Annotated in this window: 20 protein-coding genes and 1 pseudogene; 13 read left to right on the top strand and 8 right to left on the bottom strand. The window is 67.8% G+C overall.

The features are described 5' to 3' along the window. Positions 1-12: 12 nt before the first annotated feature. From CDO44_RS01480 to CDO44_RS01470, 3 genes and pseudogenes are all read right to left on the bottom strand, one after another. A pseudogene (locus CDO44_RS01480) lies at positions 13-1278 on the bottom strand (malic enzyme-like NAD(P)-binding protein); the annotation flags it as partial. 469 nt (positions 1279-1747) lie between these two features. Further along, positions 1748-2440 carry a GntR family transcriptional regulator gene (locus tag CDO44_RS01475; protein WP_087778427.1) on the bottom strand — a complete coding sequence of 231 codons (693 nt, stop codon included), beginning with the start codon at positions 2438-2440 and terminating at the stop codon, positions 1748-1750. A 70-nt stretch (positions 2441-2510) separates the two neighbouring features. Next, a complete protein-coding gene (locus tag CDO44_RS01470; protein ID WP_087778351.1) occupies positions 2511-3485 on the bottom strand; it encodes a tripartite tricarboxylate transporter substrate binding protein in 975 nt (324 codons plus the stop codon). Positions 3486-3638: 153 nt separating this feature from the next. On the opposite strand from CDO44_RS01470, the gene CDO44_RS01465 reads away from it, so the two are divergent. The 3 genes from CDO44_RS01465 to CDO44_RS01455 all read left to right on the top strand — a co-directional run bounded on the left by CDO44_RS01465 (position 3639) and on the right by CDO44_RS01455 (position 8093). Next, entirely contained in the window at positions 3639-5231 is a 1593-nt protein-coding gene (locus CDO44_RS01465; protein ID WP_087778350.1) for a class I adenylate-forming enzyme family protein, read from the top strand. Between the two features lie 60 nt (positions 5232-5291). Continuing rightward, positions 5292-6065: a citryl-CoA lyase gene (locus tag CDO44_RS01460; RefSeq protein WP_087778349.1), complete on the top strand. Its 774-nt coding sequence runs from the start codon at positions 5292-5294 to the stop codon at positions 6063-6065. A 168-nt stretch (positions 6066-6233) separates the two neighbouring features. Further along, entirely contained in the window at positions 6234-8093 is a 1860-nt protein-coding gene (locus CDO44_RS01455) for a PhoX family phosphatase (RefSeq protein ID WP_087778348.1), read from the top strand. 320 nt (positions 8094-8413) lie between these two features. On the opposite strand, the gene pcaD is transcribed toward CDO44_RS01455, so the two are convergent. Together pcaD and CDO44_RS01445 are read right to left on the bottom strand one after the other, a co-directional pair. After that, positions 8414-9580, bottom strand: a complete 1167-nt coding sequence (gene pcaD, locus CDO44_RS01450; RefSeq protein WP_087778347.1) for a 3-oxoadipate enol-lactonase — start codon at positions 9578-9580, stop codon at positions 8414-8416. A gap of 3 nt (positions 9581-9583) precedes the next feature. Then, positions 9584-10945, bottom strand: a complete 1362-nt coding sequence (locus CDO44_RS01445; RefSeq protein ID WP_158213185.1) for a lyase family protein — start codon at positions 10943-10945, stop codon at positions 9584-9586. Positions 10946-11134: 189 nt separating this feature from the next. Here CDO44_RS01445 and CDO44_RS01440 point away from each other — a divergent pair, with 189 nt between their 5' ends. From CDO44_RS01440 to CDO44_RS01400, 9 genes are all read left to right on the top strand, one after another. After that, the gene (locus CDO44_RS01440; protein ID WP_087778345.1) at positions 11135-12301 is read left to right on the top strand and encodes an enolase C-terminal domain-like protein; all 1167 of its coding nucleotides are present in this window, start codon (positions 11135-11137) and stop codon (positions 12299-12301) included. Positions 12302-12312: 11 nt separating this feature from the next. After that, complete coding sequence (locus CDO44_RS01435; RefSeq protein ID WP_087778344.1) at positions 12313-13233, top strand: ketopantoate reductase family protein; 921 nt, start codon at positions 12313-12315, stop codon at positions 13231-13233. A gap of 19 nt (positions 13234-13252) precedes the next feature. Then, positions 13253-14512: a 3-isopropylmalate dehydratase large subunit gene (locus CDO44_RS01430; RefSeq protein WP_087778343.1), complete on the top strand. Its 1260-nt coding sequence runs from the start codon at positions 13253-13255 to the stop codon at positions 14510-14512. Further along, entirely contained in the window at positions 14509-15012 is a 504-nt protein-coding gene (locus CDO44_RS01425; protein ID WP_198951266.1) for a 3-isopropylmalate dehydratase small subunit, read from the top strand. Before CDO44_RS01430 ends, CDO44_RS01425 begins: the two co-directional genes overlap by 4 nt. Before the next feature lie 40 nt (positions 15013-15052). Then, a complete protein-coding gene (locus CDO44_RS01420; RefSeq protein WP_087778341.1) occupies positions 15053-16066 on the top strand; it encodes a tripartite tricarboxylate transporter substrate binding protein in 1014 nt (337 codons plus the stop codon). An 82-nt stretch (positions 16067-16148) separates the two neighbouring features. Further along, positions 16149-17195: a LacI family DNA-binding transcriptional regulator gene (locus CDO44_RS01415; RefSeq protein WP_087778340.1), complete on the top strand. Its 1047-nt coding sequence runs from the start codon at positions 16149-16151 to the stop codon at positions 17193-17195. Positions 17196-17320: 125 nt separating this feature from the next. Then, positions 17321-18142: a citryl-CoA lyase gene (locus tag CDO44_RS01410; protein ID WP_087778339.1), complete on the top strand. Its 822-nt coding sequence runs from the start codon at positions 17321-17323 to the stop codon at positions 18140-18142. Positions 18143-18197: 55 nt separating this feature from the next. Further along, a complete protein-coding gene (locus tag CDO44_RS01405) occupies positions 18198-19166 on the top strand; it encodes a tripartite tricarboxylate transporter substrate binding protein (protein ID WP_087778338.1) in 969 nt (322 codons plus the stop codon). A 45-nt stretch (positions 19167-19211) separates the two neighbouring features. Beyond that, entirely contained in the window at positions 19212-20363 is a 1152-nt protein-coding gene (locus CDO44_RS01400) for a CaiB/BaiF CoA-transferase family protein (RefSeq protein WP_087778337.1), read from the top strand. A gap of 21 nt (positions 20364-20384) precedes the next feature. Here the strand turns inward: CDO44_RS01400 and CDO44_RS01395 are convergent, their stop codons facing one another. Then, positions 20385-21305: a LysR substrate-binding domain-containing protein gene (locus CDO44_RS01395; protein WP_087778336.1), complete on the bottom strand. Its 921-nt coding sequence runs from the start codon at positions 21303-21305 to the stop codon at positions 20385-20387. A 135-nt stretch (positions 21306-21440) separates the two neighbouring features. Here CDO44_RS01395 and CDO44_RS01390 point away from each other — a divergent pair, with 135 nt between their 5' ends. Beyond that, positions 21441-22331 (top strand): dioxygenase, encoded by an 891-nt coding sequence (locus CDO44_RS01390; protein WP_087778335.1) that lies wholly within the window; start codon positions 21441-21443, stop codon positions 22329-22331. A 50-nt stretch (positions 22332-22381) separates the two neighbouring features. On the opposite strand, the gene CDO44_RS01385 is transcribed toward CDO44_RS01390, so the two are convergent. After that, positions 22382-23506, bottom strand: coding sequence for a porin (locus CDO44_RS01385; RefSeq protein ID WP_087778334.1), 1125 nt, complete (start codon positions 23504-23506; stop codon positions 22382-22384). 257 nt (positions 23507-23763) lie between these two features. Further along, positions 23764-24942: a S9 family peptidase gene (locus CDO44_RS01380; RefSeq protein ID WP_087778333.1), complete on the bottom strand. Its 1179-nt coding sequence runs from the start codon at positions 24940-24942 to the stop codon at positions 23764-23766. Positions 24943-24944 lie beyond the last annotated feature (2 nt).

The raw sequence follows: 24944 nt of genomic DNA, 5'->3' as shown, positions 1-24944 counted from the left end.
GCGGTTGGACGAAGAGCTTGCCAGGGATTCGCGGTAGGCGTCGATGTCGGCGATGGGACTGCGTGCGACGCCCGAATCCATGGCAGCCAGCGCCACGGCGGCCGCGACCTCGCTGATCAGGCGGGGATCGAACGGCGTGGGAATGAAGTAGTCGGGGCCGAATTCCAGCTTGCGGTTGGGATAGGCCTTGGCCACTTCGGGCGGGATGGGCTGCTGCGCGAGATTGGCGATGGCGTTGACGCAGGCCAGCTTCATTTCGTCGGTGATGCGCATGGCATCGACGTCGAGCGCGCCGCGGAACAGGAAGGGAAAGCACAGAACGTTATTGACCTGGTTCGGGTAGTCCGAACGGCCGGTGGCGATCAGGCAGTCGGAACGCACTTCCCTGGCCAGTTCGGGCCGGATCTCCGGCTCGGGATTGGCCAGCGCGAGGATCAGCGGGCGCAGCGCCATGGTGGCGACCATGTCGGGCGTGAGCAGGCCCGCCGCCGAGCACCCCAGGAAAATATCGGCATCCTTGACCGCGTCGGCCAGCGTGCGGGCCGTGCTGGTGGTGGCGTAGCGCGACTTGTTGAATTCCATCGACGCGTCGCGGCCTTCGTAGACGACGCCCTTGGAGTCCACCAGCAGGATGTTCTCCTTCTTCAGGCCTTGCCGCACCAGCAGGTCCAGGCAGGCGATGGCGGCGGCGCCGGCGCCCGAGCAGACCAGCTTCACGCGGTCGAGCGATTTCTCGGCCAGCTTCAGGCCGTTGACGATGCCGGCGGACGCCACGATGGCGGTGCCGTGCTGGTCGTCGTGGAAGACCGGGATCGACATCCGCTCGGTCAGCTTGCGCTCGATGTAGAAGCACTCGGGCGCCTTGATGTCTTCGAGGTTGATGCCGCCGAAGGTGGGCTCCATCATCGCGATGGCGTCGACGAGCTTGTCGGGATCGGTTTCGGCAAGCTCGATGTCGAACACGTTGATGCCGGCGAACTTCTGGAACAGGCAGGCCTTGCCTTCCATGACCGGCTTGGCGGCGTACGGCCCGATGTTGCCCAGGCCCAGCACGGCGGTGCCGTTGGAGATGACCGCGACCAGGTTCGAGCGCGAGGTGTAGTAGCGCGTGGCCTGTTGTTCGTTGGCGATGGCTTCGCACGCGGCGGCGACGCCGGGAGAATAGGCCAGCGACAGGTCCTGCTGGTTGTCGAGAGGCTTGGTGGGAACGACGGCGATTTTTCCGGGAACGGGGAACTGATGATAGGCGAGCGCCTTATCGGTAAGCGAAGAATCCATTTGTTTTGTATGTAAAACAGTCAGCGGCACGTGAAGCGACATTGTATGCCCGGTTGCATAAAGAGCCAGGTTTTTCGGGGCTCCGGGGCCGCCATGGCAATGCATGCCAGGCCAGGATTTCACTGCGCACGATGGGCTCCCAATCCCCGACGCAACTGCCGGCGAGCTTGGAAGGGGACACCGTCAACGATCATGCGTTGCAGCATTCCAGATGACGGTTTCGCACCCGATGGCGCGCTTTCCATATTTCGTGCCGTGTACGGACATGCCACGCGTGCGCGGCCAATGCTGCGTAACAACAAACCCGGCCAGGATCGACATATGCAAGACCCTGTTCGCCGCGGCGGCCGCCGCCGGATGGGGAGCATCGAATCGGAACCAGGATGCCGATTCCCGCGCCGGCCGCCAGCGGGACAGTTGCGCAAGGACAACTATCTCTCGGCGATCATCGCCGCGCGGACGCGTTTCTTCATATGTTGCGCAGCATGCGCGTGAGCCGGACCTTGTAGGCCGCGCGGATGTGTTCGCGGGTAATACGCTCGGCCAGGTCGGGATCGCGCTGTTCCAGCGCCGCCACCATCTCCTGGTGCTCGCGCGAGCTGCTTTGCGCGCGGCCGGGCATGGCGAGCGTAGTGGGGCCCAGCAGCGACATCGACTCCTGCAGCGAGTTCAGCGTCTTCAGCAGGTAGCGGTTATGCGCGCAGCGGTACAGCGTTTCGTGGAAGAAGTGATTGTTGACCGCCAACTGGTCGGGCTGCTCGAGCAATTGCGCATCGCGGTCGGCGATTTCGCGCAGCGCCGAGATCTCCACGTCGGAGGCATGGCGCGCGGCCAGCCGCGCGGCCGTGCCTTCGAGCACCTCGCGCATTACATAGAGCTCGTTGATCATGCTTTGATCGAGCTCGGTCACGACCAGCCCCCGGCCCGACTCGTTGACGACCAGGCCTTCGCTTTCCAGGCGGCTCAAGGCTTCGCGCACGGGAGTGCGGCTCAGCCCCAGCAGTTCGGCCAGCTCGATTTCGCGCAGGCGCGTGCCGGGGGCCAGTTCGCCGGAGCGGATGGCCGTGCGCACGTACTGGTAGGCCTGCTCGCCGCGCGAACACGCGGACTGTCCGAGATTCTTCGCGCTGGGCGCGGCAGGCGCCGCTTTTTGTCTGGGCATGGACGGCGGGAGGGCGGATGGCAAAGCAGCGATCATAACCAAGTCCGCCCCGTCGGCGCCGGCCCGCCGTTCAGCGTGCGGCCTGGGAGGCCTTGGAGGGCTTGAGCAGCGTGCGCCAGCGGGCGATCTCCGCGCGCACGAAGCGGTCGAACTCCTCCGGCGAGGACACCTTGACCTCGCCATCGATGACCTCGAGCCGCTTGGCCACCTCGGGGTCGGCAAGGCTGGTGCGCAGCGCGCCGTTGATCTTGTCGATGATGGGTTTGGGGGTGCCGGCCGGCGCGAAGACGCCCCACCACACCACCGCTTCGAAGTCCTTGACGCCCTGTTCGGCAATGGTTTTCGTGTCGGGCGCCGACTGCAGCCGCTTCAGGCCCGTGGTGGCCAGGAGCTTGGCGCGCTTGCTGTCGAGGTGGGGCTTGATTTGCGACAGCCCCGTGAAGGCCAGGTCCACGTGGCCGCTGGCGACGTCCAGCATGGCGGGGCCGGCGCCGCGGTACGGCACGTCCATGATGTTGACGTGGGTGGCCGCCTTGAACAGCTCGGTGGCCAGGTGCGTGGCCGAGCCCTCGCCCGAGGTGGCGATGGTGAGCTTGCCCGGCTGCTTCTTCGCGAGCGCGAGCAGCTGGGGAATGTCATTGGCCTCCAGCGTGGAGCGCGCCGCCAGCCCCATGGCATAAGTGATCACCAGGCCCACGGGGGCGAAGTCGTCCGGCGTCTTGTAGGGCAGGCTGGGCAGCAGCGTGGGATTGGTGGCGAAGCTGGGACTGACGATCAGCAGCGTGTAGCCGTCGGGCTCGGCCTTGGCCACGACCTCCGTGCCGGTGACCGTGTTGCCGCCGCCGCGGTTGTCGATGATGACCGGCTGCTTGATGGTGTCCGACAACTTGTCGGCGAAGGCGCGGGCGATGAAGTCGCCACCCCCGCCGGCCGCGAAGGGCACGACGATGCGCACGGGTCTTTCCGGATAGTTGTCGGCCGGCGCGGCATGGCCGGGCAGGGCGAATGCGGCCAGGCAGGCCGCTGCGCCGAGTGCGTGCTTCATGTCTCCTCCTGTATGGGCCGGTGTGGCGTCCGTCGGGATGTGGCGGCGGTTGGCGACAGTTGCTCCCGCACGTCCGTATTTGAATGAATACAATTGTGCACGCACGTATTCAAGAAGTAAACTGTGGCGGTTTCCGTACCCGCCCGCGTAGTCATGAAAAGTCCGCTAGACGTCTTGAACAGCTATCGCCCGCACGACGGCACCCTGCACGATGCCTTCCTGAGCCGCTGCGCGGTCCAGGCGGACGAGCCCTTCCTGATACAGGGCGAAGTGCGCTGGAGCTGGCGCGAATTCGGTGAACGCTACGAACGCCTGGCTCACGCTCTGGCGGCACGAGGCATCGGGCGGGGAATGCGGGTGGCGGTGGCGGGACGCAACGACAAGGCGCACGTGCTGGCGCTGTTCGCCCTGGCCCGGCTGGGCGCCATCATGGTGCCGGTCAACCCGGAATTCGGCCCGCGCGAGATGGATTACGCGCTGCGGCACGCCGACGTGCAGGGGATCCTGGCCGAAGCGCGCCTGCTCGAGCTGATACGGCCCATTGCCGACGAATTCGCGGCGCGTCCATGGCTGATGGTGATCGATGCGCCGGAAGCCGATCCGGACTCGCTCGCGGCCGCCTTGCGCCATCCCGCCGCCGGCGCCCCGCTGCCGGCTCCGGCGTCATCGGATACCTGCGTCATCATCTATACCTCGGGCACCACCGGGTTCCCCAAGGGCGTGATGCACAGCCAGTACAACCTGGTCACGGCCGGCGAGGCCAATGTCGCGCGCGTGCACCTGCAGCCCGACGACCGCGTGATGATCATCCTGCCGTTCTTCCACATGAATGCGCTGTTCTACTCGGTTGGCGGAGTGCTGGCCTCGGGCGCCTGCATGATCGTGGTGCCGCGGTTCTCGGCGTCGGCATTCTGGCAGGTGGCGGCGGACAACGGCGCTACTGTGGTCAACATCATCGAGGCCATCGGCACCATACTGGCGTCGCGCGACCGGGGCGAATACCGGCCCGACCACCGGCTGCGCGTGGTGTACGGCGTGCGCAGGAAGTCCGCGCCGGTGTTCCGCGACGAGTTCGGCGTGCGTCATCTATTCTCGGGCTTCGGCATGACCGAGATCCCGGGCGTCACCTGCAATCCGTACGACGGGCCGGACAAGCCCGGCAGCATGGGCGTGGTGGCCTCGCACCCGGATCCCGCCCGGCCGTGGGCACGCTGCCGGGTGGTCGACGATGCCGGGCGCGACGTGGGAGTGGACGAGGTCGGCGAGCTATGGGTAGCCACGCCCATCGTTATGCAGGGATACTTCCGGGATCCCGGGCAGACCCGCCAGGCCTTCGACGGCGAATGGCTCAAGACGGGCGACCTGGTGCGGCGCGACGCCGACGGATTTTTCTTCCACATCTCGCGCAAGAAGGACATCATCCGCCGCCGCGGCGAGAACATCGCGGCGGCCGAGCTCGAGATGGTCGTCAACGAACATCCGGCGGTATTCGAGGCGGCCGCGCTGGCGGTGCCTTCGGAACTGGGCGAAGACGAGATTCTGATGGTGGTGGCGCCGCGTCCGGGCGCAACGCTGGCCGAGGCCGACATCGCCGCGTGGTGCCGGGAACGGCTCGCGGCCATCAAGGTGCCCCGCTACGTGGCGCTGCTGCCCGAGCTGCCGCATACGCCCACCCACAAGATCGCCAAGAACGTGCTGCGCGACGACCCCGCGGTCAAGGCGCGCACGGTGGACCTGCAGGCCTGAACACGCCACCCGCCCCGCCGGGGCACAATGCGTAACGAGATACCGAAGGAGACGAGCCCCATGGCCAAGCGCAAGCAACTGAGAACCGACATCTGCTGGAGCACCGAGGACAAGATCACCATCAAGGGACTGGACCTGTGCCAGGACATCATGGGCAAGGTGTCGCTGGGCGACATGGCGTTCCTGGAGATGATGGACCGCCTGCCCGACGAGCGCGAATCGCGCGTGTTCAATGCCCTGGCCGTGATCCTGGTCGAGCACGGCATGACGCCCAGCGCCATCGTGACGCGGATGACGCTGGCCGGCGCGCCCGAGGCCATGCAGGCCGCGGTGGCTGCCGGACTGAGCGGGCTGGGCAGCGTATTCGTGGGCAGCATGGAGAACGCCGCCCGCATGCTGCAGGAGGCCGTGCCGGATCCCGCCCGGCCGGGCGACATCGCGGCCCTGGCGGCGCGCATCGTCGACGACCACGCCGCCCGCAGCCGCACGGTGCCCGGCATCGGTCACCACATCCACAAGCCGGTGGATCCGCGCGCGCCGCGCCTGTTCGAGATCGCCCGCGACAACGGCTTCGACGGTCCGTACGTGGCCCTGATGCAGGCCGTAGCCGAAGCCGCGCAGGCTCGGTTGGGCAAGAGCCTGCCGGTCAACGCCACTGGCGCCATCGGCGCCGTCGCCAGCGAACTGGGCATCCCCTGGCGCGTAGTGCGCGGCATAGGCGTCATGTCGCGGGCCATCGGGCTGGTGGCGCACGTGCTGGAAGAACTGCGCGATCCCATGGCGCGCGAGATCAAGGCCATGGTCGAGGAGCAGGCGACGGCGCATCTGCGCTGAAGAACCGCCCCGTTACGGCTTGCCGGACGGAAATCGAGGCGGCCAAGCGTGCTTGTCCGCCTCGATGTTTTCGCGTTCGTAACTTGGGTGTCACGTAAGGCTTTTAACCTCGCGCTCGGTTCGGCTGACAAACAGCTTAACGACCGTTCTCAATTCCAAGAGGTTTGAATGTCCTACCTGACAGATAAGTTGCGCGCTCCGTATCGCGAGGCGCAGGGGGAAGTCACCGTTCCCGGCCAGATGTTCGACGAGATCGTCGCCGCGAATCCCGCGCGCCGCACGCTGCTGAGGAATAGCGTCGGCCTGTCGATCCTGTCGGTGTTCGGTGCGACGTCGCTGGCCGCCTGTGGCGGGGACGACGACGATGCCGCGCCGGGGCCGGGCAATGGCGGCGATGGCGGCGATGGCGGCGGCACCGATCCGGTGGGGCCCGACTACTCGGTCAAGTTCAAGCCGCTGGGCGACAAGATCACCGCCGACACGGTAACCGTGCCCGAGGGCTACGTGGCCGAGGTGCTGTATTCGGCCGGCGACAAGTGCATGATCGGTTCCGCGGGTTACGCAGGTGTGAAGCAGTCGTGGCCCGCCACCGAGACCCAGGCCGGCGGCCAGCACGACGGCATGCATTACTACCCGCTCGAAGGCGTGGACCCCAACAAGGGCGGCTTGCTGGTGCTCAACCATGAGAACACGGATAACGCTACGTTGGACTTGACGAACGAGGAGGTCAAGACCAACCTGTCGAACGTGGGCGTGTCGGTGATCGAAGTCGTGCGTGGCGGCGATGGCAAGTGGTCCGTGAATACGAACTCTCGCTATAACAAGCGTTACACCGGCAACACGGTCTACAAGGTGAGCGGCCCGGCCGCCGCGAAGGTGAGCGCTACCGGCACCGTGGTCGGCACGCTGAACAATTGCGCCAGCGGCGATACGCCCTGGGGCACGTATCTGACCTGCGAAGAAACTACCAATAACTACTGGGATAACACCCAGCCCGAAGTGGGTTATGGATGGGTAGTCGAGATTGATCCGCAAAATCCGAATTCGACTGCCGTCAAGCGTACGGCCATGGGCCGCTTCGACCACGAGAACACCGCCTATATGGTGGGCGAGAACAATCGCGTTGCGTTCTATATGGGCGATGACGGCACGCCCGGCTGCATCTACAAGTTCGTGCCCAGCAAACCGTACGATCCTAGCAATCGCGCCAACAACATGAACCTGCTGGACGAGGGCACGCTGTATGCCGCGCGCTTCAACGATGACGGCAGCGGCAACTGGGTCGAATTGACGCACGGCAAGAACAACCTGACGTTGAACGCGATCGATCCGGGCAATTTCACTCAGGTCCGTCCCGACCAGCCGCCGCCGACCGCTATCGTCAATTTCGCCGACCAGGCCGATGTCCTGATCAACACGAAGGCCGCCGCTCGCGTGGCCGGCGCCACGCTGATGGACCGCCCCGAGTGGATCACCGTGGGCGTGGACAAGACGGTCTACTGCACATTGACCAACAATAGCAGCCGCATGCGGACCAGTGCCGCCAACCCGCGCGTCAACAATTCGCATGGCCACATCGTGCGCTGGAAGGAGCGCAATGATTCGCCGCTGGCCACGACCTTCGAATGGGAACTGTTGCTGCTGGCTGGTCAGGACCCCGCCGATGGCGCCGCGGCCAACGTAACGGGCAACATCAAGGGCGATGAGTTCTCCAGCCCCGATGGCATCCGGGTCGACCCCAAGGGCCGCCTGTGGGTGCAGACCGATGCGGGCACGGGTTCCGGCGTAACCAGCATTTTCGGCAACAACTCGATGTACTACATCGACCAGGAAACGGGCGAATCCAAGCGCTTCCTGGTGGGGCCGCAGGGCTGCGAGATCACGGGCATCGCCTACACGCCCGACCTGACCACGTTCTTCATCAACATCCAGCACCCGAACAAGGGGTGGAACACGGTTGCCGGCAACGACGCCCGTTCCGCCACGGTGGTGGTTCGCCGCACCGACGGCAAGCCCGTAGGCGCCTGATCGTTCAAGGAGGGGGCGTCTCCTGGCGGTTCAGGACACACCCCCATTTGCAGCCCGGATGGCAAACGCCATCCGGGCTTTTTTTATCCGTCGCGGGCGCGGCCGTACGAACTGCACGCCACCGGGCGGGGCGGATGCCAAGGTGGCGAGCGTCACCTTGCTGTTCGCCAACTCCAGCCGCGACGGCGCCGGGTGCCGTGTTCCACGTCTACGACAAGCTGCATCTGACGCTGGATGGGACCCGGAGCACGAGCGGCAATGGCGGCAACTGGTACGACTTCATCGTGTCTCGACGAGAGACGCCCCGCATGGAAGCGGGGTCAGCCCTGCTTATGCTTCTCGATGACCTTGCCGGCCAGATGGAACCCCGTATTGGCGGCCGGCACGCCGCAATAAATGGCGGCCTGCACCAGCGTTTCCTCGATCACCTCGGGCTCGATGCCTGCACGCAGCGCGGCGGCCACGTGCATTTCGAACTCTTCCCAGCGGCCCAGGGCGAGCATCATCGACAGCACGGCGATGCGGCGGGTCGTGTCCTCGAAGCGGCTGGAAGTCCAGACCTCGCCCCAGGCGTAGCGGGTGATGAAGGCCTGGAAGCGGCGGTTGAACGGCGTGATCGCGGCGTTGCGCGCATCGACGTAGCTCGCGCCCAGCACCTGGCGGCGGCGGGCCATGCCATAGTCGTAGCGGTCCTGCTCGGTCACGACCGGCGGTTCGGTCAGGAACTCGATGAGGGCATCGCAGAACTGCACCGGCACTTCGCTCGCGGCGATGTGGGCGGCGGGCAGCATGCGCGTCGTGGCGCCCGGGATCTTGCCGGCAATGAACTCGCCCGTGGCCGGCGGCGTGGAGACGTCGCGTTCGCCGGTGATGACCAGTGTGGGCACGTTGATGCGCGCGAGGTCGTCGGCAATCTGCATGTCGCGGATGGCGGCGCAGCAGCCGGTGTAGCCGGTGGGAGACGTCTGCAGGAAGGTGTTGCGCACGCGCTGGTAGGCCACGCTGTTGCGCGCCACGTACTCCGGCGTGAAGAACCGGCCCATCGCCATGTCAACGATGCTGGCCATGCCGTTGGCGCGCACGGTGTCGATGCGCGTCTGCCAGGCCTTGGGGTCCATCTGGGCGGAGGTGTTGCACAGCGCCAGCCGGCGCAGGCGGCCGGGTTTGTTGATGCCGTACCACATGCCCACCATGCCGCCCAGCGACACGCCGGCATAGTCGAAGGTCTCGCAGCCGGCGGCCGTGGCGATCGCGTCGAGATCATTGCCGAGCTGTTCGAGCGTATAGTCGCCGGCCGGCGCATCCGAGGCGCCGTGGCCGCGGGCGTCGAAGCGGATCACGCGGAAGTGGCGCATCAGGCGCGGCAGCACGTCGTCCCAGACCGCGAAGTCCGTGCCGATGGAATTGCCGAGCACCAGCGGCGGCAGGCTCTCGTCGCCGTCGCTGCGCCAGTAGATGCGGGCGTCGCCGCTCACAACGTGGGGCATGTTCTAGTCCTCCTGGATAAGGGTTTTCTGTTCCTGCCATTGGTACAGCACGGCGCTGCACATGGGCTGGCACGCGGCGATCTGCGGCTGCGGGCCGGCCAGGGTGTCGATCTCGTCCGTGCCGAGGACGGCGGTCACTTCGGGTAGTTGCTTGAGCAGTTCGGCCACCGGCGTGCGCGTGGAAATGGCCTTTTCGCACACCTGCCCGACGATGCGCTGCGCTTGCGCGGGCCCGAGCAGGGCCGACAGCTTGAGCGAGATGCCTTCGGAATAGACCACGCCGTACAGGCGGTCGATGTTGGCCTGCATGGCCGCGGCATCGACGCGCATGCCTTCGGCGATGTCGATGGCTGCGGCAATGCTGCTGGCCGCGAGGCTGAACAGGTCGGCCAGCACCGGCAGCGCGTTCGGCCAGGTGCCCAGGCCTCGCTCGTGCTCGGAAGTCAGTTCGCCCGCCAGGATGCCGGCCAGGGCCGGCGCGCGGTACGAGGCATCCAGCAGGTACATGCTGGAGACGGGATTGCGCTTGTGCGGCATGGCCGACGAACCGCCGCGGCCTTCGCCGGTGGGCTCGAAGGCTTCGGCCACCTCGGCCTGCATGAGCAGGGAGAGGTCGCGGCCGATCTTGCCCAGCGCGCCGCACAGGATGGCCAGTTCGCTGCCCAGCCGCGCCACGCGGTCGCGGCCGCCCTGCCACGAGATGGCGGGTACGCGCAGGCCCAACCGGTCGGCGAGCGCCCGCGCGACGCGCTGGCCTTCGCCGTAGTGGGTGGCCAGCGTGCCGTTGGCACCGCCGAACTGCAGCGTGCAGGCTTCGTCGCCCGCGCGTTTCAGGGCCACGCTGCTGCGCCCCGCGGCATCGAGCCAGCCGGCGACCTTCCAGCCGAAGGTGACGGGCGCCGCGGGCTGGATCAGCGTGCGGCCCAGCAGCGGCGTGTGCCGATGAGCCTCGACCTGGGCGGCCAGCGCGTTGCCGAGCCGGACCAGTTCGGTCCGCAGCAGGTCCAGCGACTGCCTGGCCAGCGTGACCATGGCGGTGTCGGCCAGATCCTGGCTGGTCGAGCCATAGTGCACGTAGGCGGCGGCGCCTTCGTCCTTTTTCGAGACGGCGGCCTTGAGCATTTTGACCAGGGGGATGGCCAGGGTGCCCGCCACGCGGGCGTCGGCCGCGAGCTTGCCGGCGTCTACGGACAACGACGAGCAGGTGGCGATGATGATCGCCGCCGCCTCGGCCGGGATGACGCCGCAGTCGCGCTGGGCGGCGGCCAGTTCGGCCTCGAAGCGGATCATGGCGGCGGTTACCGCCTGGTCGGTCCAGATGGCCCGGATGACCGGGGTCGAAAAGAATGCGTTGAGAGCGTCCATGGTGGCGTGCCGTATCGGAGGCCGCGGGGCGGCCGGACTGGCCATGACGATAGCATGGCGGGGGCGCGGGTTTCCCCCCGGTGGAGGGATCGCTTGACTGATGCACACGTGTGCATTTATCCTGGCGGCCAGGATGAAAAGCTGCGGCCGGCCGGGTCGCCGCAAACATCCCCGAAAGGAAGCGTCACCATGATCATCAAGGAGCTGCGGGAACTGACGGTCCCGCTGCGCGGCGACATCTCCAACGCCTTGGTCAATTTTTCTGAGCACACCGTGTCGCTGGTCGCCGTGATCACCGACGTCGTGCGTGGCGGCAGGCCGGTGGCCGGCATCGCTTTCGACTCCATTGGCCGCTATGCGCAAGGAGGGCTGCTGCGCGAGCGCTTCTTCCCGCGCCTGCTGGCGGCCCGGCCGGAATCCCTGCTGGATGCGTCGGGCCGCCGCTTCGATCCCGCGAAGGTGCATGCCTGCGCGATGCGCAACGAAAAACCCGGCGGCCATGGCGACCGGGCGGCGGCGGTGGCCGCGCTGGAGCTGGCATTCTGGGACCTCAACGCCAAGCTGGACGACGAGCCGGCATTCCAGACCATAGGCCGCGCGCACGGTGTCTCGCGCCTGCGCGACGACGTGGACGTCTATGCGGCGGGCGGCTACTACTATCCCGGCGATCCGTGCGCCATCCTGCGCGACGAGCTGCAGCGCTATCGCGACATGGGATTCCCGGCCTTCAAGATGAAGATAGGCGGCGCCGACCTGGCCACCGACATCGCGCGGGTCGAGGCGGCGCTGGAGGTCGCGGGCGAGGGCGCCCGGCTGGCGGTCGATGCCAACGGCCGCTTTTCCATCGACGAGGCGGCGGCCTATGCCCACGCCCTGGCGCCCTACGGCCTGAGATGGTTCGAGGAAGCCTGCGACCCGCTGGATTTCGACGCCAACCGCCGGTTCATCGAACACTACCCGGGGCCGGTGGCCACGGGCGAAAACCTGTTCTCGGCTGCCGATGCGCGGAACCTCATGCGCTTCGGCGGTATGAGGCCGGACCGGGACATCTTCCAGATGGACGCGGGGCTGAGCTATGGCCTGACGGAGTACGCCCGCATCCTGGCCGAGATGGAGGCCCACGGCTACCGGCGCGCGCAGCTCTATCCCCATGGCGGCCACCTGATCAACCTGCACATCGCCGTGGGGCTGCAATTGGGCGGCTGCGAGGCCTATCCCGGCGTGTTCCAGCCCTTCGGCGGCTATGGTGACGAGTGTGTGGCGGGCGATGGCCGCATCGCGCCGTCGAACGCGCCGGGCTTCGGGCTGGAGCGCAAGCCGGAGTTGCGCGAGGCTATCGGACAACTGCTGGCGTGAAGGAGACGCGCATGAAGATCCTGGTGATGGGCTGCGGGGCCATGGGCTCCATCTATGCCGGCCTGCTGGCGGGCGGCGGCAACGACGTGGTGGCGGTGGACACCTGGACGGAACACGTAGCCGCCATGCAGGAGCGTGGGCTCCGCGTGGAAGGCGCGAGCGGCGACCGGGTGGTGCGGGTGCGCGCACTGGAGCAGGTGCCCGCCGAACCCATGGACCTGATCGTGGTGGCGGTCAAGGCCGCCCACGTGGCCGAGGCGGCGGGCCGGCTGACTCCGGCCGTGGGACCGGCCACCCGCGTGCTGACGATCCAGAACGGCATGGGCAGCGCGGACCTGGTGGCGCGGGCGGTCGGCGCGGAGCGGGTGGCGGTGGGCATCGCCGGCGGCTTCGGCGCGCAGATGCGCGGCCCCGCCCACACCTTCCACAACGGGATGGAGATCATCCGCATGGGCGCCTACTCGACGCTGGCGCGCGAGCAGGTGGATGCCATCGCGGCCCTGTGGCGCGCGGCCGGCTTCAAGGCCGAGGCCGTGGACAACATCGCCGTCATGCAGTGGGAGAAGCTGATCTGCAACGTGGCCTATAGCGCGCCGTGCGCGCTGACCGGCATGACGGTGGGCGAGGTCATGGACGACGTCGACATGGGACCGGTCAGCCGGGCCGCGGCAATCGAGGCCTGGGAGGTCGCGCGGGCGCGCGGCGTTGCGTTGGCCGTGCAGGACCCGGTGGCCCACGTGCGCGCATTCGGCGCCAAGATTCCCAATGCCAAGCCGTCTCTGCTGCAGGATCTGGAGAACGGCAGGCCGAGCGAGATCGACGTGATCAACGGCGCCGTGCCCAGGGAAGCCGCGCTGGCGGGAATGCAGGCTCCGGTCAACGCGACGCTGTCGGCGCTCGTCCGCCAACGCGAGCGCCGCGCCGCGCGTTGAAGGCTCACCGGGAACCGCCATGGGCATGACCGCCACCGAGAAAATCTTCGCCCGGCATGCCGGCAAGAACCGTGTGCGCGCCGGCGAGATCGTGACGGCCCGTATCGACCGCGCGCTGTTGAACGACGTCAGCGGGCCGATCGCCTTCGAACGGCTGGCGCAGATGGGCGTGCGGCGATTGCGCCAGCCGGACCTGGCGGTGCTGGTGGGCGATCATTTCGCGCCGCCCAAGGACGTGGCCTCGGCGCGCGCGCTGCGGTCGCTCCAGCGTTTCGCCGACGAGCACGGCGTGCGGCACCACTACGACATCGGCACGGGCGGGATCGAGCACACCCTGCTTCCCGAGCTGGGGCTGGTGCGGCCCGGCGACCTGATCGTCGGCGGCGATTCCCATACCTGCACCTATGGCGCCTTCGGGGCGATCGGCATAGGCATGGGTTCCACCGACATCGCGGCGGCGCTGGCGATGGGCGAGCTGTGGTTCACCGTTCCGGGCACGCTGCGCATCGAGTTCCATGGCCTGCGGCAGGCCTACGTAACCGGCAAGGACCTCATCCTGCACCTGCTCCAGCGCCTGGGCGTGGACGGGGCGGCTTACCAAAGCATGGAGTTCGGCGGCCCCGGCATGGGCGGAGTGACCATGGACGAGCGCATGGCCTTGTGCAACATGGCGGTGGAAGCCGGCGCCAAGACCTGCATCGTGCCGCCCGACGACACGACGCGGGCATGGGCACGGCGCGCAACCGGCGGCGCAGGCATGATCGAGCACGGGGACGCGGACGCCGACTATGCCGGCCGCCTGCAGGTGGCGCTGGAGACGCTGCCGGTCCTGTGCGCCAAGCCCTACTCGCCCGGCAACGTGGCGCCCGTGGCCGAGGTGCGCGGCGTGCGGGTGGACCAGGCCTACATCGGCAACTGCGCCAACGGCACCCTGACCGACCTGCGCCAGGCCGCGGCCATCCTGCGCGGACGCAAGGTGGCGCGCGGCGTGCGCTGCGTGGTCGTGCCGGCCACGCGGGACATCTACCGGCAGGCATTGGCCGAGGGGTTGATCGACATCTTCGCCGAGGCCGGCGCGCTGGTGTCGCCCTCGACCTGCGGCGCCTGCGCCGGGCTGAGCACGGGCGTGCTGGCCGAGGGGCAGGTCTGCGTGGCGACCACCAACCGCAACTACCGCGGCCGCATGGGGGATCCGGGTTCCCAGGTCTATCTGGCCAACGCCCACGTCGCGGCGGCCAGCGCCGTGGCGGGCGAACTCATCCATCCGGAGGCGCTGTGACGCAAGTCAGCGCAACAGTGCGCCGTTTCGGCGACGACATCGACACCGACGTGATCATTCCCGCCATCTACCTGACCTCGCATCGTCCGGAAGTGCTGGCCCGCCATTGCATGGAACCGCTGGACCCCGGATTCGCCGCACGGGTCCGGCCCGGCGACGTGCTGGTCGCGGGCCGCAACTTCGGCTGTGGTTCCTCGCGCGAGCATGCGGTGCTGGCGCTGCAGGCGGCAGGCATCTCGTGCATCGTGGCCGAGAGCTTCGCCCGCATCTTCTTTCGCAACGCGCTCAACAACGGGCTGCCGCTGGTGGCCTGCCCGGACGCGGTCCGCGACGCCCGTGAAGGCGACGCGATCCGGGTGGACCTGGACGGCGGACAGGTCTGGCTGGGATCGCGCGCCTACCCGTTTCCCGTCCATCCGCCCTTCCTGGCCGACATGATCCGGCAGGGCGGGCTGGTGGAATACGTCAGGCGGCGACTGGCCGAGACCGGTCCGGACTGACTCACCATCGAGGCGCACAGACGCCAGAGGAGACATGCATATGGACCCCGATACCCGACGATGCGGCCGCGGGCGGCGCCTCGCGCTTGCCGCCAGCCTGCTTCCCGCCCTGCTGCTGGCAAATCCCGGACCGGCGTCCGCCCAGCCCGCCGCCCGCTATCCCGACAAGCCCATCCGCCTGATCGTCCCGTTCGCGGTGGGCGGCACCAGCGACGTGTTCGCGCGGCTGGTGGGCCAGAAGCTCTCCACCGCCTTCGGCCAGCAGGTCGTGGTCGAGAACCGGCCCGGCGCCAACGGCAACATCGGCACGGACATCGTCGCCAAGGCCGAGCCGGACGGCTATACGCTGCTGTTCGCCGCCGACGGCACCATGGTGATCAATCCCAGCCTGTACCAGAAGCTGCCCTTCGACGTCGAGCGCGACCTCGCGCCAGTGTCGCGGGTGGTGCTGGTGCCGCTGATCATCGTCGCCAATCCGCAGCTGAAGGCCTCCACGCTGCCCGAGCTCGTGGCCCTGGGCAGGCGCGCCGACGCCGACCTGGATTTCTCGTCCGCGGGATTGGGCAGCACCGGCCATCTGGCGGGCGAACTGCTGAAGTCCCGCACGGGCATACGCATGTCGCACGTGGCCTACAAGGGCGGCGGGCAGGCGGTCACGGACGTGGTGGGCGGACAGGTGCCGCTGCTGGTGACGGCGCTGGCCACCGCGGACCCCTTCATCAAGAGCGGCAAGCTCAAGGCCATCGCGATGACCTCGGGCAAGCGCGCGGCCGGGGCGCCCGACATTCCCACCGTGGCCGAGGGCGGCGTGCCGGGCTTCGATGTCTCGTCGTGGTACGGCATCCTGGCGCCGGCCCGCACGCCCGCGCCCGTCATCGATAAGCTGCATGCCGAACTGGCGCGCATCCTGCAGGCCGACGACGTGCGGCGCCGTTTCCAGGAACTGGGCGGCGAACCCATCGGCGACTCGCCGCAGGCCTTCGCCGGCGTGATCAAGGAGGACCTCGCCAAGTGGGCGCGCATCGTCAAGGACGCCGGCATCAGCGTGCAATAGCCGCGTGCCTGCAGTGGCCGCCTGCCCGCGCGCGGACAGGCGGACGGGTACACTCTGGGCACCGGATGCCCACAGGAAGCCCATGGCCAGTTCCAAGCCCGCCCACGGTCCCGTCACCATCAAGGACATCGCTGCAGCGCTGGGCATTTCGCACACCACCGTCTCGCGCGCGCTGAACGATCATCCCAAGCTCAGCGACGACACCAAGGCGCGGGTGCGGCAGGCGGCGCGGGAACTGGGCTACGTGCTGAACGCCTCCGGGCGCATCCTGCGGGGCGGCGCCAGCCCGCTGGTGGGACTGGTCATCCCCGACATCCAGAACGATTTCTACAGCGCCATCGCCAAGCGCCTGGCCGAACGCTGCCGGGACGCCGGCTTCCAGATGGTGCTGGCGATCACCGAGGACGATCCCGACGCCGAGTGCGGCGAAGTCCAGGCGCTGATCCAGGCCCGCGCCGCCGGGATCGTCATCACGCCTTCACCGGCGCCCCTGCCCCGCACGGTCGAACTGCTGGCCGGCACGCCCGCGGTGCAACTGATACGCAGCGTCGCGGCGCTGGCCACCGACGTGGTGGCGATGGACGATGCCGCGGCGGCGCATGACGCGGCGGCCCACCTGCTGGCGCTGGGCCACCGGCGCATCGGCTACGTGGGCGGATACGCGCGCATCAAGCCCGGCCGGGACCGCCTGCGTGGCTTCGTGAAGGCCCATGCCGAGGCGGGACTGGAACCGGACCCCGATCTGGTCGTGCAGGTGCCGCCGCGCCAGGAGTACGGCGCCGAGGCCATGCGCCGGCTGTTGGCCGCGCGAGAGCGGCCCACCGCGGTGGTCATCGGCAGTTCCGAGCTGACCATCGTCGCGCTGGCGGTCATCCGCGAACATGGCCTGTCCATTCCGTCGGACATCTCGGTGGTGGGCTACGGCGACCCCAAGTGGTACGAATTGACGACACCGCCGCTGGCGGCCATCCGGCTGCCCATTGATGCGTTGGCCGAATCCACCGCCGGACTGCTCCTTGCCCGCATCGACGCCAGGGACGCCGCCGGAGGGCCGGTGTCCGCGCCACGCCGCATCCGCATCCGGCCGGAACTTATCGCCCGCGGCTCGGCCATCGCCCCGCGCCGCTGAGCCGGCACCTTCCGCTTCCTCCCATCCATCGACACCAACGATGGATTGCATTGACCATCATCATTTCTGTCTTCGGTGCGGCTTGCCTAAGATGTCGCCAACGACAGCAAGCGGAGGATGACGGCATGAAGATCGGCAAGGAAACCCGGCCCAGGACCCGTATCTCGACTTCGGACGAGCATCGCATCGTGGTTCGGGGGCAGGACCTTTGTGCCGAGCTCATCGGCAAGCTGTCGTTCACCGACTACTTCCACTTTCTGGTCACCGGACGTCGCCCCGACGCGGCGACGTCGGCGATCCTCGATGCGACACTCGTGGCCATCGCCGAACATGGCCTGGTGCCCAGCGTCCAGGCCAGCCGGATGACGCTGGCGGCGGCGCCCGAGGCGCTCCAAGGGGCAGTGGCGGCGGGCATTCTCGGCTGCGGTTCCGTAATACTGGGAGCCGCCGAGAACGCCGGCCGCATGTTCAGCGAGATCGACCGCGAAGCCGGTCCGCAGGGCGACATCGATGCGGCGGCGCAGTCCGTGATCCGCGCCTATCGGGCCGCGGGCCGCGCCATTCCCGGCTATGGACATCCGCTGCACAAGGCCCGCGACCCCCGCGTCGATGCCTTGTTCGGCGTTGCGGACCGGCACGGCAGGAAAGCGCGTTTCGTCGCCATCGCCGAGGCCGTCGAACGGACCATACCCGCCGTGCTCGGCAAGGAGCTCAAGCTCAATGTATCGGCGGCGATTCCCGCCGTGCTGCTGGATGTCGGCTATCCGGTAACGGCCTTGAAAGGCGTTCCCATCCTGGCAAGGACGGCGGGGCTGGTCGCGCACCTCGCCGAAGAGCTCGAACAGTCCATCGGATTCGCGCTTTCCTATCAGGCCACGCGCGAAGTGGCCTACGAAGGCGAACTTCCCCCAGGTTGGAGCGACGGAGCGCCGTCCGCCAACCGTTGATCCCCGCCGCCGCCGGGATAGCGGCTTCCTGAAAAACGAGAACCGGAGACATCGAATGAAATTCGGAACACTGCTGGCCGCATGCTGCGGCCTGGCTCTCTTCGCCTCGACGCCGGCGCCGGCGGCCTCGCCGGAGTGGCCCAGCAAGCCCATACGCGTGATCGTGGGGTTCGCGGCGGGCACGCCGCCCGACGTGTTCGCGCGCATGTACGGCGAATATGCGACCAAGAACCTGGGCGTGCCCTTCGTCATCGAGAACAAGCCAGGCTCGGCCGGCAATCTGGCGGGGGCCGCGGTGGCCCAGTCTCCGGCCGACGGCTACACCATCCTCTACAACGTCTCGACGGCGTTCACCATCAATCCGTCCATCTACGGCAAGCTGCCGTTCCAGCCGGAAAAGGACCTCGTGCCGGTTTCCACGACGATGAGCCAGGGCCTGGTGCTCATCTCGGGCCCGCAGTTCCCGGCCAAATCCTTGCGGGCCCTGCTGGACCAGGCCAAGGCCAGGCCTGGCGCGATCTCGCACGCCTCTTATGGCGCGGGCAGCCCCTCCCACCTCGTAATGGAATGGCTCAAGGACGAGACCGGGACCAACATGCTGCACGTGCCCTACCGCACCTCGCCGATTCCCGATCTCATGGGCGGGCAGGTGGACGTGGTGCTGGAGCCCATGGCGAGCGCCTATCCCCTGATCGCGGCCGGCAAGGTCAAGCCGCTGGCCTATTCCGGACCCCAGCGCCATCCCGCGCTGCCGGATACCCCCACCTTTGCCGAAGTCGTGCCCGATCTGGCGATGATGTCCTGGCACGGTTTCTGGGCGCCCGCCGCCACGCCGCCGGCCGTGCTTGAACGGCTGCACGCGGCCATGCTTGCGGCGAGCCAGGATGCCGGTCTGCAGCGCCGCATAAGGGATCTCAACTCCGAGCCGCTGGGCGTGAGCCGTGCCGACATGGCTGCGATGGTGCGGCGGGACGCCGAAATCTACGGGCGCATCGCCAAGACGCGCAACATCCGGGTCGATTGAGACAGGCACGAAACGCATTGACCACGCATTTCAACGGAAGCATCTATGCCCAAGGTACTCGAGGGAATCAGGGTTCTCGAACAGGGGACATTCATCACCGGGCCGGCGGCCGGCATGTTGCTGGCCGACCTGGGCGCGGAGGTGATCAAGATCGAACAGCCGCAGACCGGGGACCCGTTCCGGGCATTCCGGGGCGGGCTCTACAGCCCGCATTTCCAGACCTACAACCGCAACAAGAAGAGCGTCACGCTGGACACCAAGGCGGCCGGCGACGCCGCGGTGTTCGACGAACTGGTGCGGGAAGCGGACGTCTACATCCAGAACTTCCGCCCCGGCGCGGCGGAGCGCCTGGGCGCCGGCTGCGAACGGCTGCGCGGGATCAATCCCCGGCTCGTCTATTGCGCCATCAGCGGCTTCGGCCAGGACGGCCCGGCCGCGCGGCGGCCGGCCTACGATACCGTGGCGCAGGCGGCCAGCGGCTATCTGCGCCTCCTGGTCAATCCGGCGAACCCGCGGGTGGTCGGTCCGGCGATGGCGGACGCGCTGACCGGCTTCTATGCGGCCTACGGAATCATGGGCGCGCTGATCGAGAGACAGCGTACGGGCGTGGGCCGGCGGGTGGACGTGTCGATGCTGGAGGCGATGTGCCATTTCAATCTGGACGCCTTTACCCACTACTTCTCCGAAGGGGAAATCATGGGACCCTTCAGCCGCCCGAGCGTCTCCCAGTCCTATGTGCTGGAGTGCCAGGACGGCAAATGGGTGGCCCTGCACATGTCCTCGCCCGAGAAGTTCTGGCGGGGATTGGCGCTGGCGATCGAGCAGCCGGGCCTGCTGGACGATCCCCGCTTTTCGACGAGGGAGGGACGCATCCGCCACCAGGACGATCTCATCGGGATACTGGGCGAGGCGTTCGCCCGCCATCCCCGCGCCTACTGGTGCGCCCGGCTCGAGGCCCAGGATGTGCCGCATGCTCCCATGTACGACACCAGCGAGGCGCTGGCCGATCCCCAGGCCAGGCACCTGCAGCTGGAGATCGAGACTGAGCATCCGACCGTGGGACGCTGGCGGACCGTGCGCTCGCCCGTCAGCTTCGATGGCCAGCGGGGAACGGAGGTCACGGCGCCGCCCACGCTCGGCGAACATAACGATGCGGTCCTCGGGGCGGCGCGTGAGCGGTTGGCCGCGCGGCGCTGACGCGGCGGCGCAGGGCGGGCGCTATGCCTTGTCCGGCGGCGCGGCCGTGAACTTGCGCAGGCTGCGCTTGAGCGCCGTGCGCCGGATCTCCGTGGCGAGCGCCTTCGCCGCGGGCGACTGCGGCGCTCCGCGCTTCCACAGCAGTCCCGGCGTGCGCAGTGGATTGGGGTTTTCCAATGGGAGCACGCAGATGTCGCTGCGTTCCGGCACGGCATGCTCCGAGATGATCGTTCCCAACTGCGTCTTGGCGACCAGGCCGATCATGGGCATGACTGCGTTCATCTCGACCACGACCAGCGGCTGCGCGCCGCAGCTGGCGAAGCATTCGTCCAGCAGGCGGCGCGTGGTGAATTGCGACGACAGCAGCACGAGAGGCTGCTTGTGCAATTCCACCATGCCGACGCGCCGCCGCCGGGCATATGGGTGCGAGGACGAGACCACGAGGACCATTTCCTCGCTGTGCAGCGGCTCGAACCACAGGGCCTGCGGGTCGGGGGGCTGGTATGCCACCCCGACGTCGAGCTGTCCGGCGATGAGGCCGTTGGCGATGTCCTGGGCGGACAGCTCCTCGACGACGATCTTCACGCCCGCATGCCTGCCCATGAACCGCGCCAGGCATTCCGGCAGGAAGTTCATGTTGAAGGTGAGCGTCGCGCCGATCCGGACTTCGCCTTTCAGCGAACCCGATGCCTGCCGCAGCTCGCCCAATCCCTGGTCGACTTCGCGCAATGCCCGGGATGCGTATCCGAGGAAGGTCTCGCCGGCCTCGGTGAGCATGACCTTGCGGCCGATGCGCTCGAACAGCACATGTCCGAGCTCTTCTTCCAGCTGCCGTATCTGGTGCGAGAGCGTGGACTGGGTCACGTGGACGCGTTCGGCCGCCCGCGTGAAGTTGAGGCATTCCGCCAGGGCGGAAAAGTATCGTAGATGGCGAAGTTCCATGGCGTGCGGCGGCCGGCCGCCTCTCTCCACAGGAAGGGGGGCCAGATTATCACGGCGGGACGCCGGCCGTGCCGGAGCGCCCGCCGGGCGGGGATTGCCGCCGCCCCACGCAACAGGAAATCAGGAGACATGAAAATGAATGCACCGGACACATGTGCGCTGGATCTGACCGAAGAAGTCATTGCCACCTTGTCGGGCTGCGAGGATGAACGCTTTCGCTTCGTCATGACCCAGCTCGTCGAGCATCTGCACGCCTTCGCGCGCAAGGTAGACCTGCGTCCCGAGGAGTGGATGGGGGCGATCCAGTTCCTGACGGCGGTCGGCCAGACATGCGACGACAAGCGACAGGAGTTCATCCTGCTTTCCGATACGCTGGGACTGTCCATGCTGGTCGTCGCGCTGGCGCAGGCCCGGGCGAGCGGCGCGGCCGCCGGCGCCGCCACGCCGGCGACGGAAGCGACGGTGCTGGGACCCTACTATTGGGAAGGCGCGCCCGAGCTGCCGCTGGGCGCCGACCTGGGGGCCGGCGTGCGCGGCGAGCCGGCGTTCTATCAAGGCCGGGTGACCGACACCGAAGGCCGCCCCCTGGCCGGGGCGCTGCTGGACATCTGGTCCGGGGACGGCGAAGGCGTCTACGACATGCAGCTGGAGGGCAATACGCAGATGCTGGCGCGCGGCCGCATCCGCACGGACGAGGGCGGACGCTACTGGTTCTGGTCCATCCGCCCGAGCTTCTACCCGATTCCCATGGACGGTCCGGTGGGGCGCATGATCGAGCGCATGGGGCGGGACCCCAACCGGCCCGGGCATATCCATATGATCGTCTCCGCCGACGGGCACGTTCCCGTGGCGACGCATCTGTTCGTGGCGGACAGCCCGTACCTGGAGACGGACGTCGTGTTCGGCGTGCGGGACAGCCTCATCGTGCCGTTCGAGCGCATGGGCCCGGGAACCGCCAGCGACGGCCGCGTGCTGGACCGGCCCTATTGGGAGGCGCACTACGATTTCCGGCTGGCGCCTCGCTGAACGCCGTGGCGGGCCGCCGCGCGAGCCTTCGGCGGCGGCCCGCGGGTTCCTCAGAACTTGTGCCGTATCCCGGCGATGACGGACATCTGCGTCTTCGAGTCCGACGGCAGGTTGCTGAAGATCTGCGCGTACCGCGCGTCGCCGGCCGCCTTCTGGTAGATGCCCACCAGGAAGATGTCGGTGCGCTTGGACAGGAAGTAGTCGATGCCCAGGTTGAGCTGGTGCCACTTGGGCTTGTTGCCGTTGCTGCTGTACTTGCCGTCGGTGAAGATGTAGCCGGCTCCCACCAGCGTGCTGGGATTGATGAAGTAGGTGATCGTGCCTTCGTAGTTGGACAGCTTCAGGTCGCTGTTGTCGAAGTAGTCGAACTTGCTGTGCGTGTACAGGGCCGACACCTTCAGCGCCGGGGTGATGGCGTAGGAGGTCCCGGCGCCGTACATGGATTGGCGCTCCACGCCGGCCCCGCCCGGACTGGTGACGAAGGGCGAGGTGACGCCCCAGTCGCCGTAGACGGCGCCGTTGGGATTGGTGGCGCTGTTGGGCCGGCGCATGTCGTGGAAGGCCGCGCTGATCGACCAGGGACCCCGGGTGTAGCCCAGGCCGGCGCTGATGCTGCGGTTGTCCTTGGAGTCGCCGGGCTTTTCCGCTGCGCCGTAGACGCCGATGAACTGGAAGCCGGAGAACCTGTGCATGTACTGCACCGAGTTGCTGACGCGCGCGACCGGGAAGAGGTTGTCGTTGTCGCCGATGTGGGTACCGATGGAGGCGAACTGGATGGCCGATTCGTAACCCGCGAGGGTCTGCGACATGGCGTCCATCTGCCGGCCGATGGTGAGCTGGCCCCATTTGTCGTTGGCCAGGCCGACGATGGCGGTACGGCCGAACAGGCGGCCCTGGGTCCAGACGCCGGTATCCGGCGAGAAGCCGTTCTCCAGGTTGAACAGGGCGCGCGTGCCGCCGCCCAGGTCCTCGGTGCCGCGCAGCCCCCAGCGCGAGACCTGCATGACGTTGCCCTTGAGTTCGGTCAGGCTCTTGCCGCCGACGTTCGTGGTGTAGGACAGGCCCTCCGAAATGATGCCGTACAGCGTGACGTTGGTCTGCGCCTGGGCGGCGCCGGCCAGGGCGGCGGCCACGAGGCCGCCGATCGCGGCGGATGTCGCGATGCGTGTTTTCATGGTGTCTCCTCTTGTTTGATGGATGAACGACTGCCGTGCCGGGAGCGGGCTCTCCCGTGTCTGCCTCCTGCCCGCCAAGCCAAGCGAGGGGAACGACGGCTCCCGGGCTCCCCCTCCCGGCCCGGGACCATGCCTGGCGACAGGCAAAGCAACGCCCTCCAGGCGCGCGCGGGCGTCCGGATGCGATGCGTGTCGCCAGGTGAAGTGGCGGTCTGCCGGGCCGTCAGGACCTGTCCCGCGGGCCGACGCCCCGCCGGTCAATCAAGCAGCTTGCGCTGCCGCAGCCAGTCGATGCATAGGTCCCCTGCCTGTTGTAGATGTTCGGGTTGGCCGACGAAGTAGTGGTTGGCCCCCTTGATGACGGTCATGCTCTTGTCGCGGCTGGCGGCCGCATCGAAAATGCGGCGGGTGTGCGGCTGCGGCACGGCGTCGTCGGCCGAGTGCTCGATCGCCAGCAGCGGCACGTGGACGCCCGCGGCGCATTTCTCGCCATGCGCGTTGGTGTCGTCCGGCGACCATTGCGACAGCCACGAACGCAGCGTGGAGAACCGGGCCAGTCCGATGGGGCCGTTATTGGCCGTCTCGGGAATGCCCATGAAGCAGGTGCCGATCGGCCGGTCGTTGGGGTCGATGCTGCCGTCCAGGAAGCGCGGTTCGGCCATCGTGCGATGGGTGGCGAAACCGCGCTCCATCTCCTTGCCGTTGCCGCGCCGCAGCGTCTCCAGCGTTTCCTTGACCCAGGCCGTGCGCCGCCGGATGCGGGCCAGCTGGGCCGCGCGGTAGCGCGCGAGGAACTCTGCCGAGTAGGGCGGCTTGCGGTCGGGATGGTAGAGATCCAGTTCCGGGTCGCGCCGGTCGGGGTCGTTTTCGTCGATGACGCTGGGATCGATCCAGTCGGCGAAGGTGACGGCCCGCGACACGTGGGCCGCCTGGAAAATCAGGGCGTCGGCCGGGATCAGGCCGGCGGTGGTAATGGCGCAGGGATCGCCCGCCGGCGTGTGGGTAATGGTGGGACGTTCGGCCTGCGACTGGTAGAACAGCGAGAGCGAGCCGCCGCCGGACCAGCCCATCAGCACGACTTTCTCGTAACCCCAGACTTCCCTGGCATGGCGGATGTAGGCGCCCAGGTCCACCACCACGTTCTCCATGATGAGGGCGCTGTCGTTGCGGGCGTAGCGGCTGCCCGCGCACAGCACGTGCATGCCGCGCGCCGCCATGGCCCGCGGCATGGGCAGCAGCTGCAGCGTGGTGGCCGGGTGCATGTAGACCAGCAGGGTGCGGGAAGGCACGCCCCGGGGCACGTAGCGTACGCCCTCGAGATGGATGGTTCCGAGCGAACCGGCAAAGCCATAGACGGACTTGAACGCCGCCTGTTCGGGAAACTCGATGTGCACCCATTCCGCCTGGGTGTCATGGACCTGTCTGTCGTTGCTCATGC

This window comes from Pigmentiphaga sp. NML080357 (assembly GCF_002188465.1).
GTDB lineage: Bacteria > Pseudomonadota > Gammaproteobacteria > Burkholderiales > Burkholderiaceae_B > Pigmentiphaga.
The sequence above is the reverse complement of the archived record's forward strand: the minus strand, read 5'-3'. Positions and strand labels throughout refer to the sequence as shown.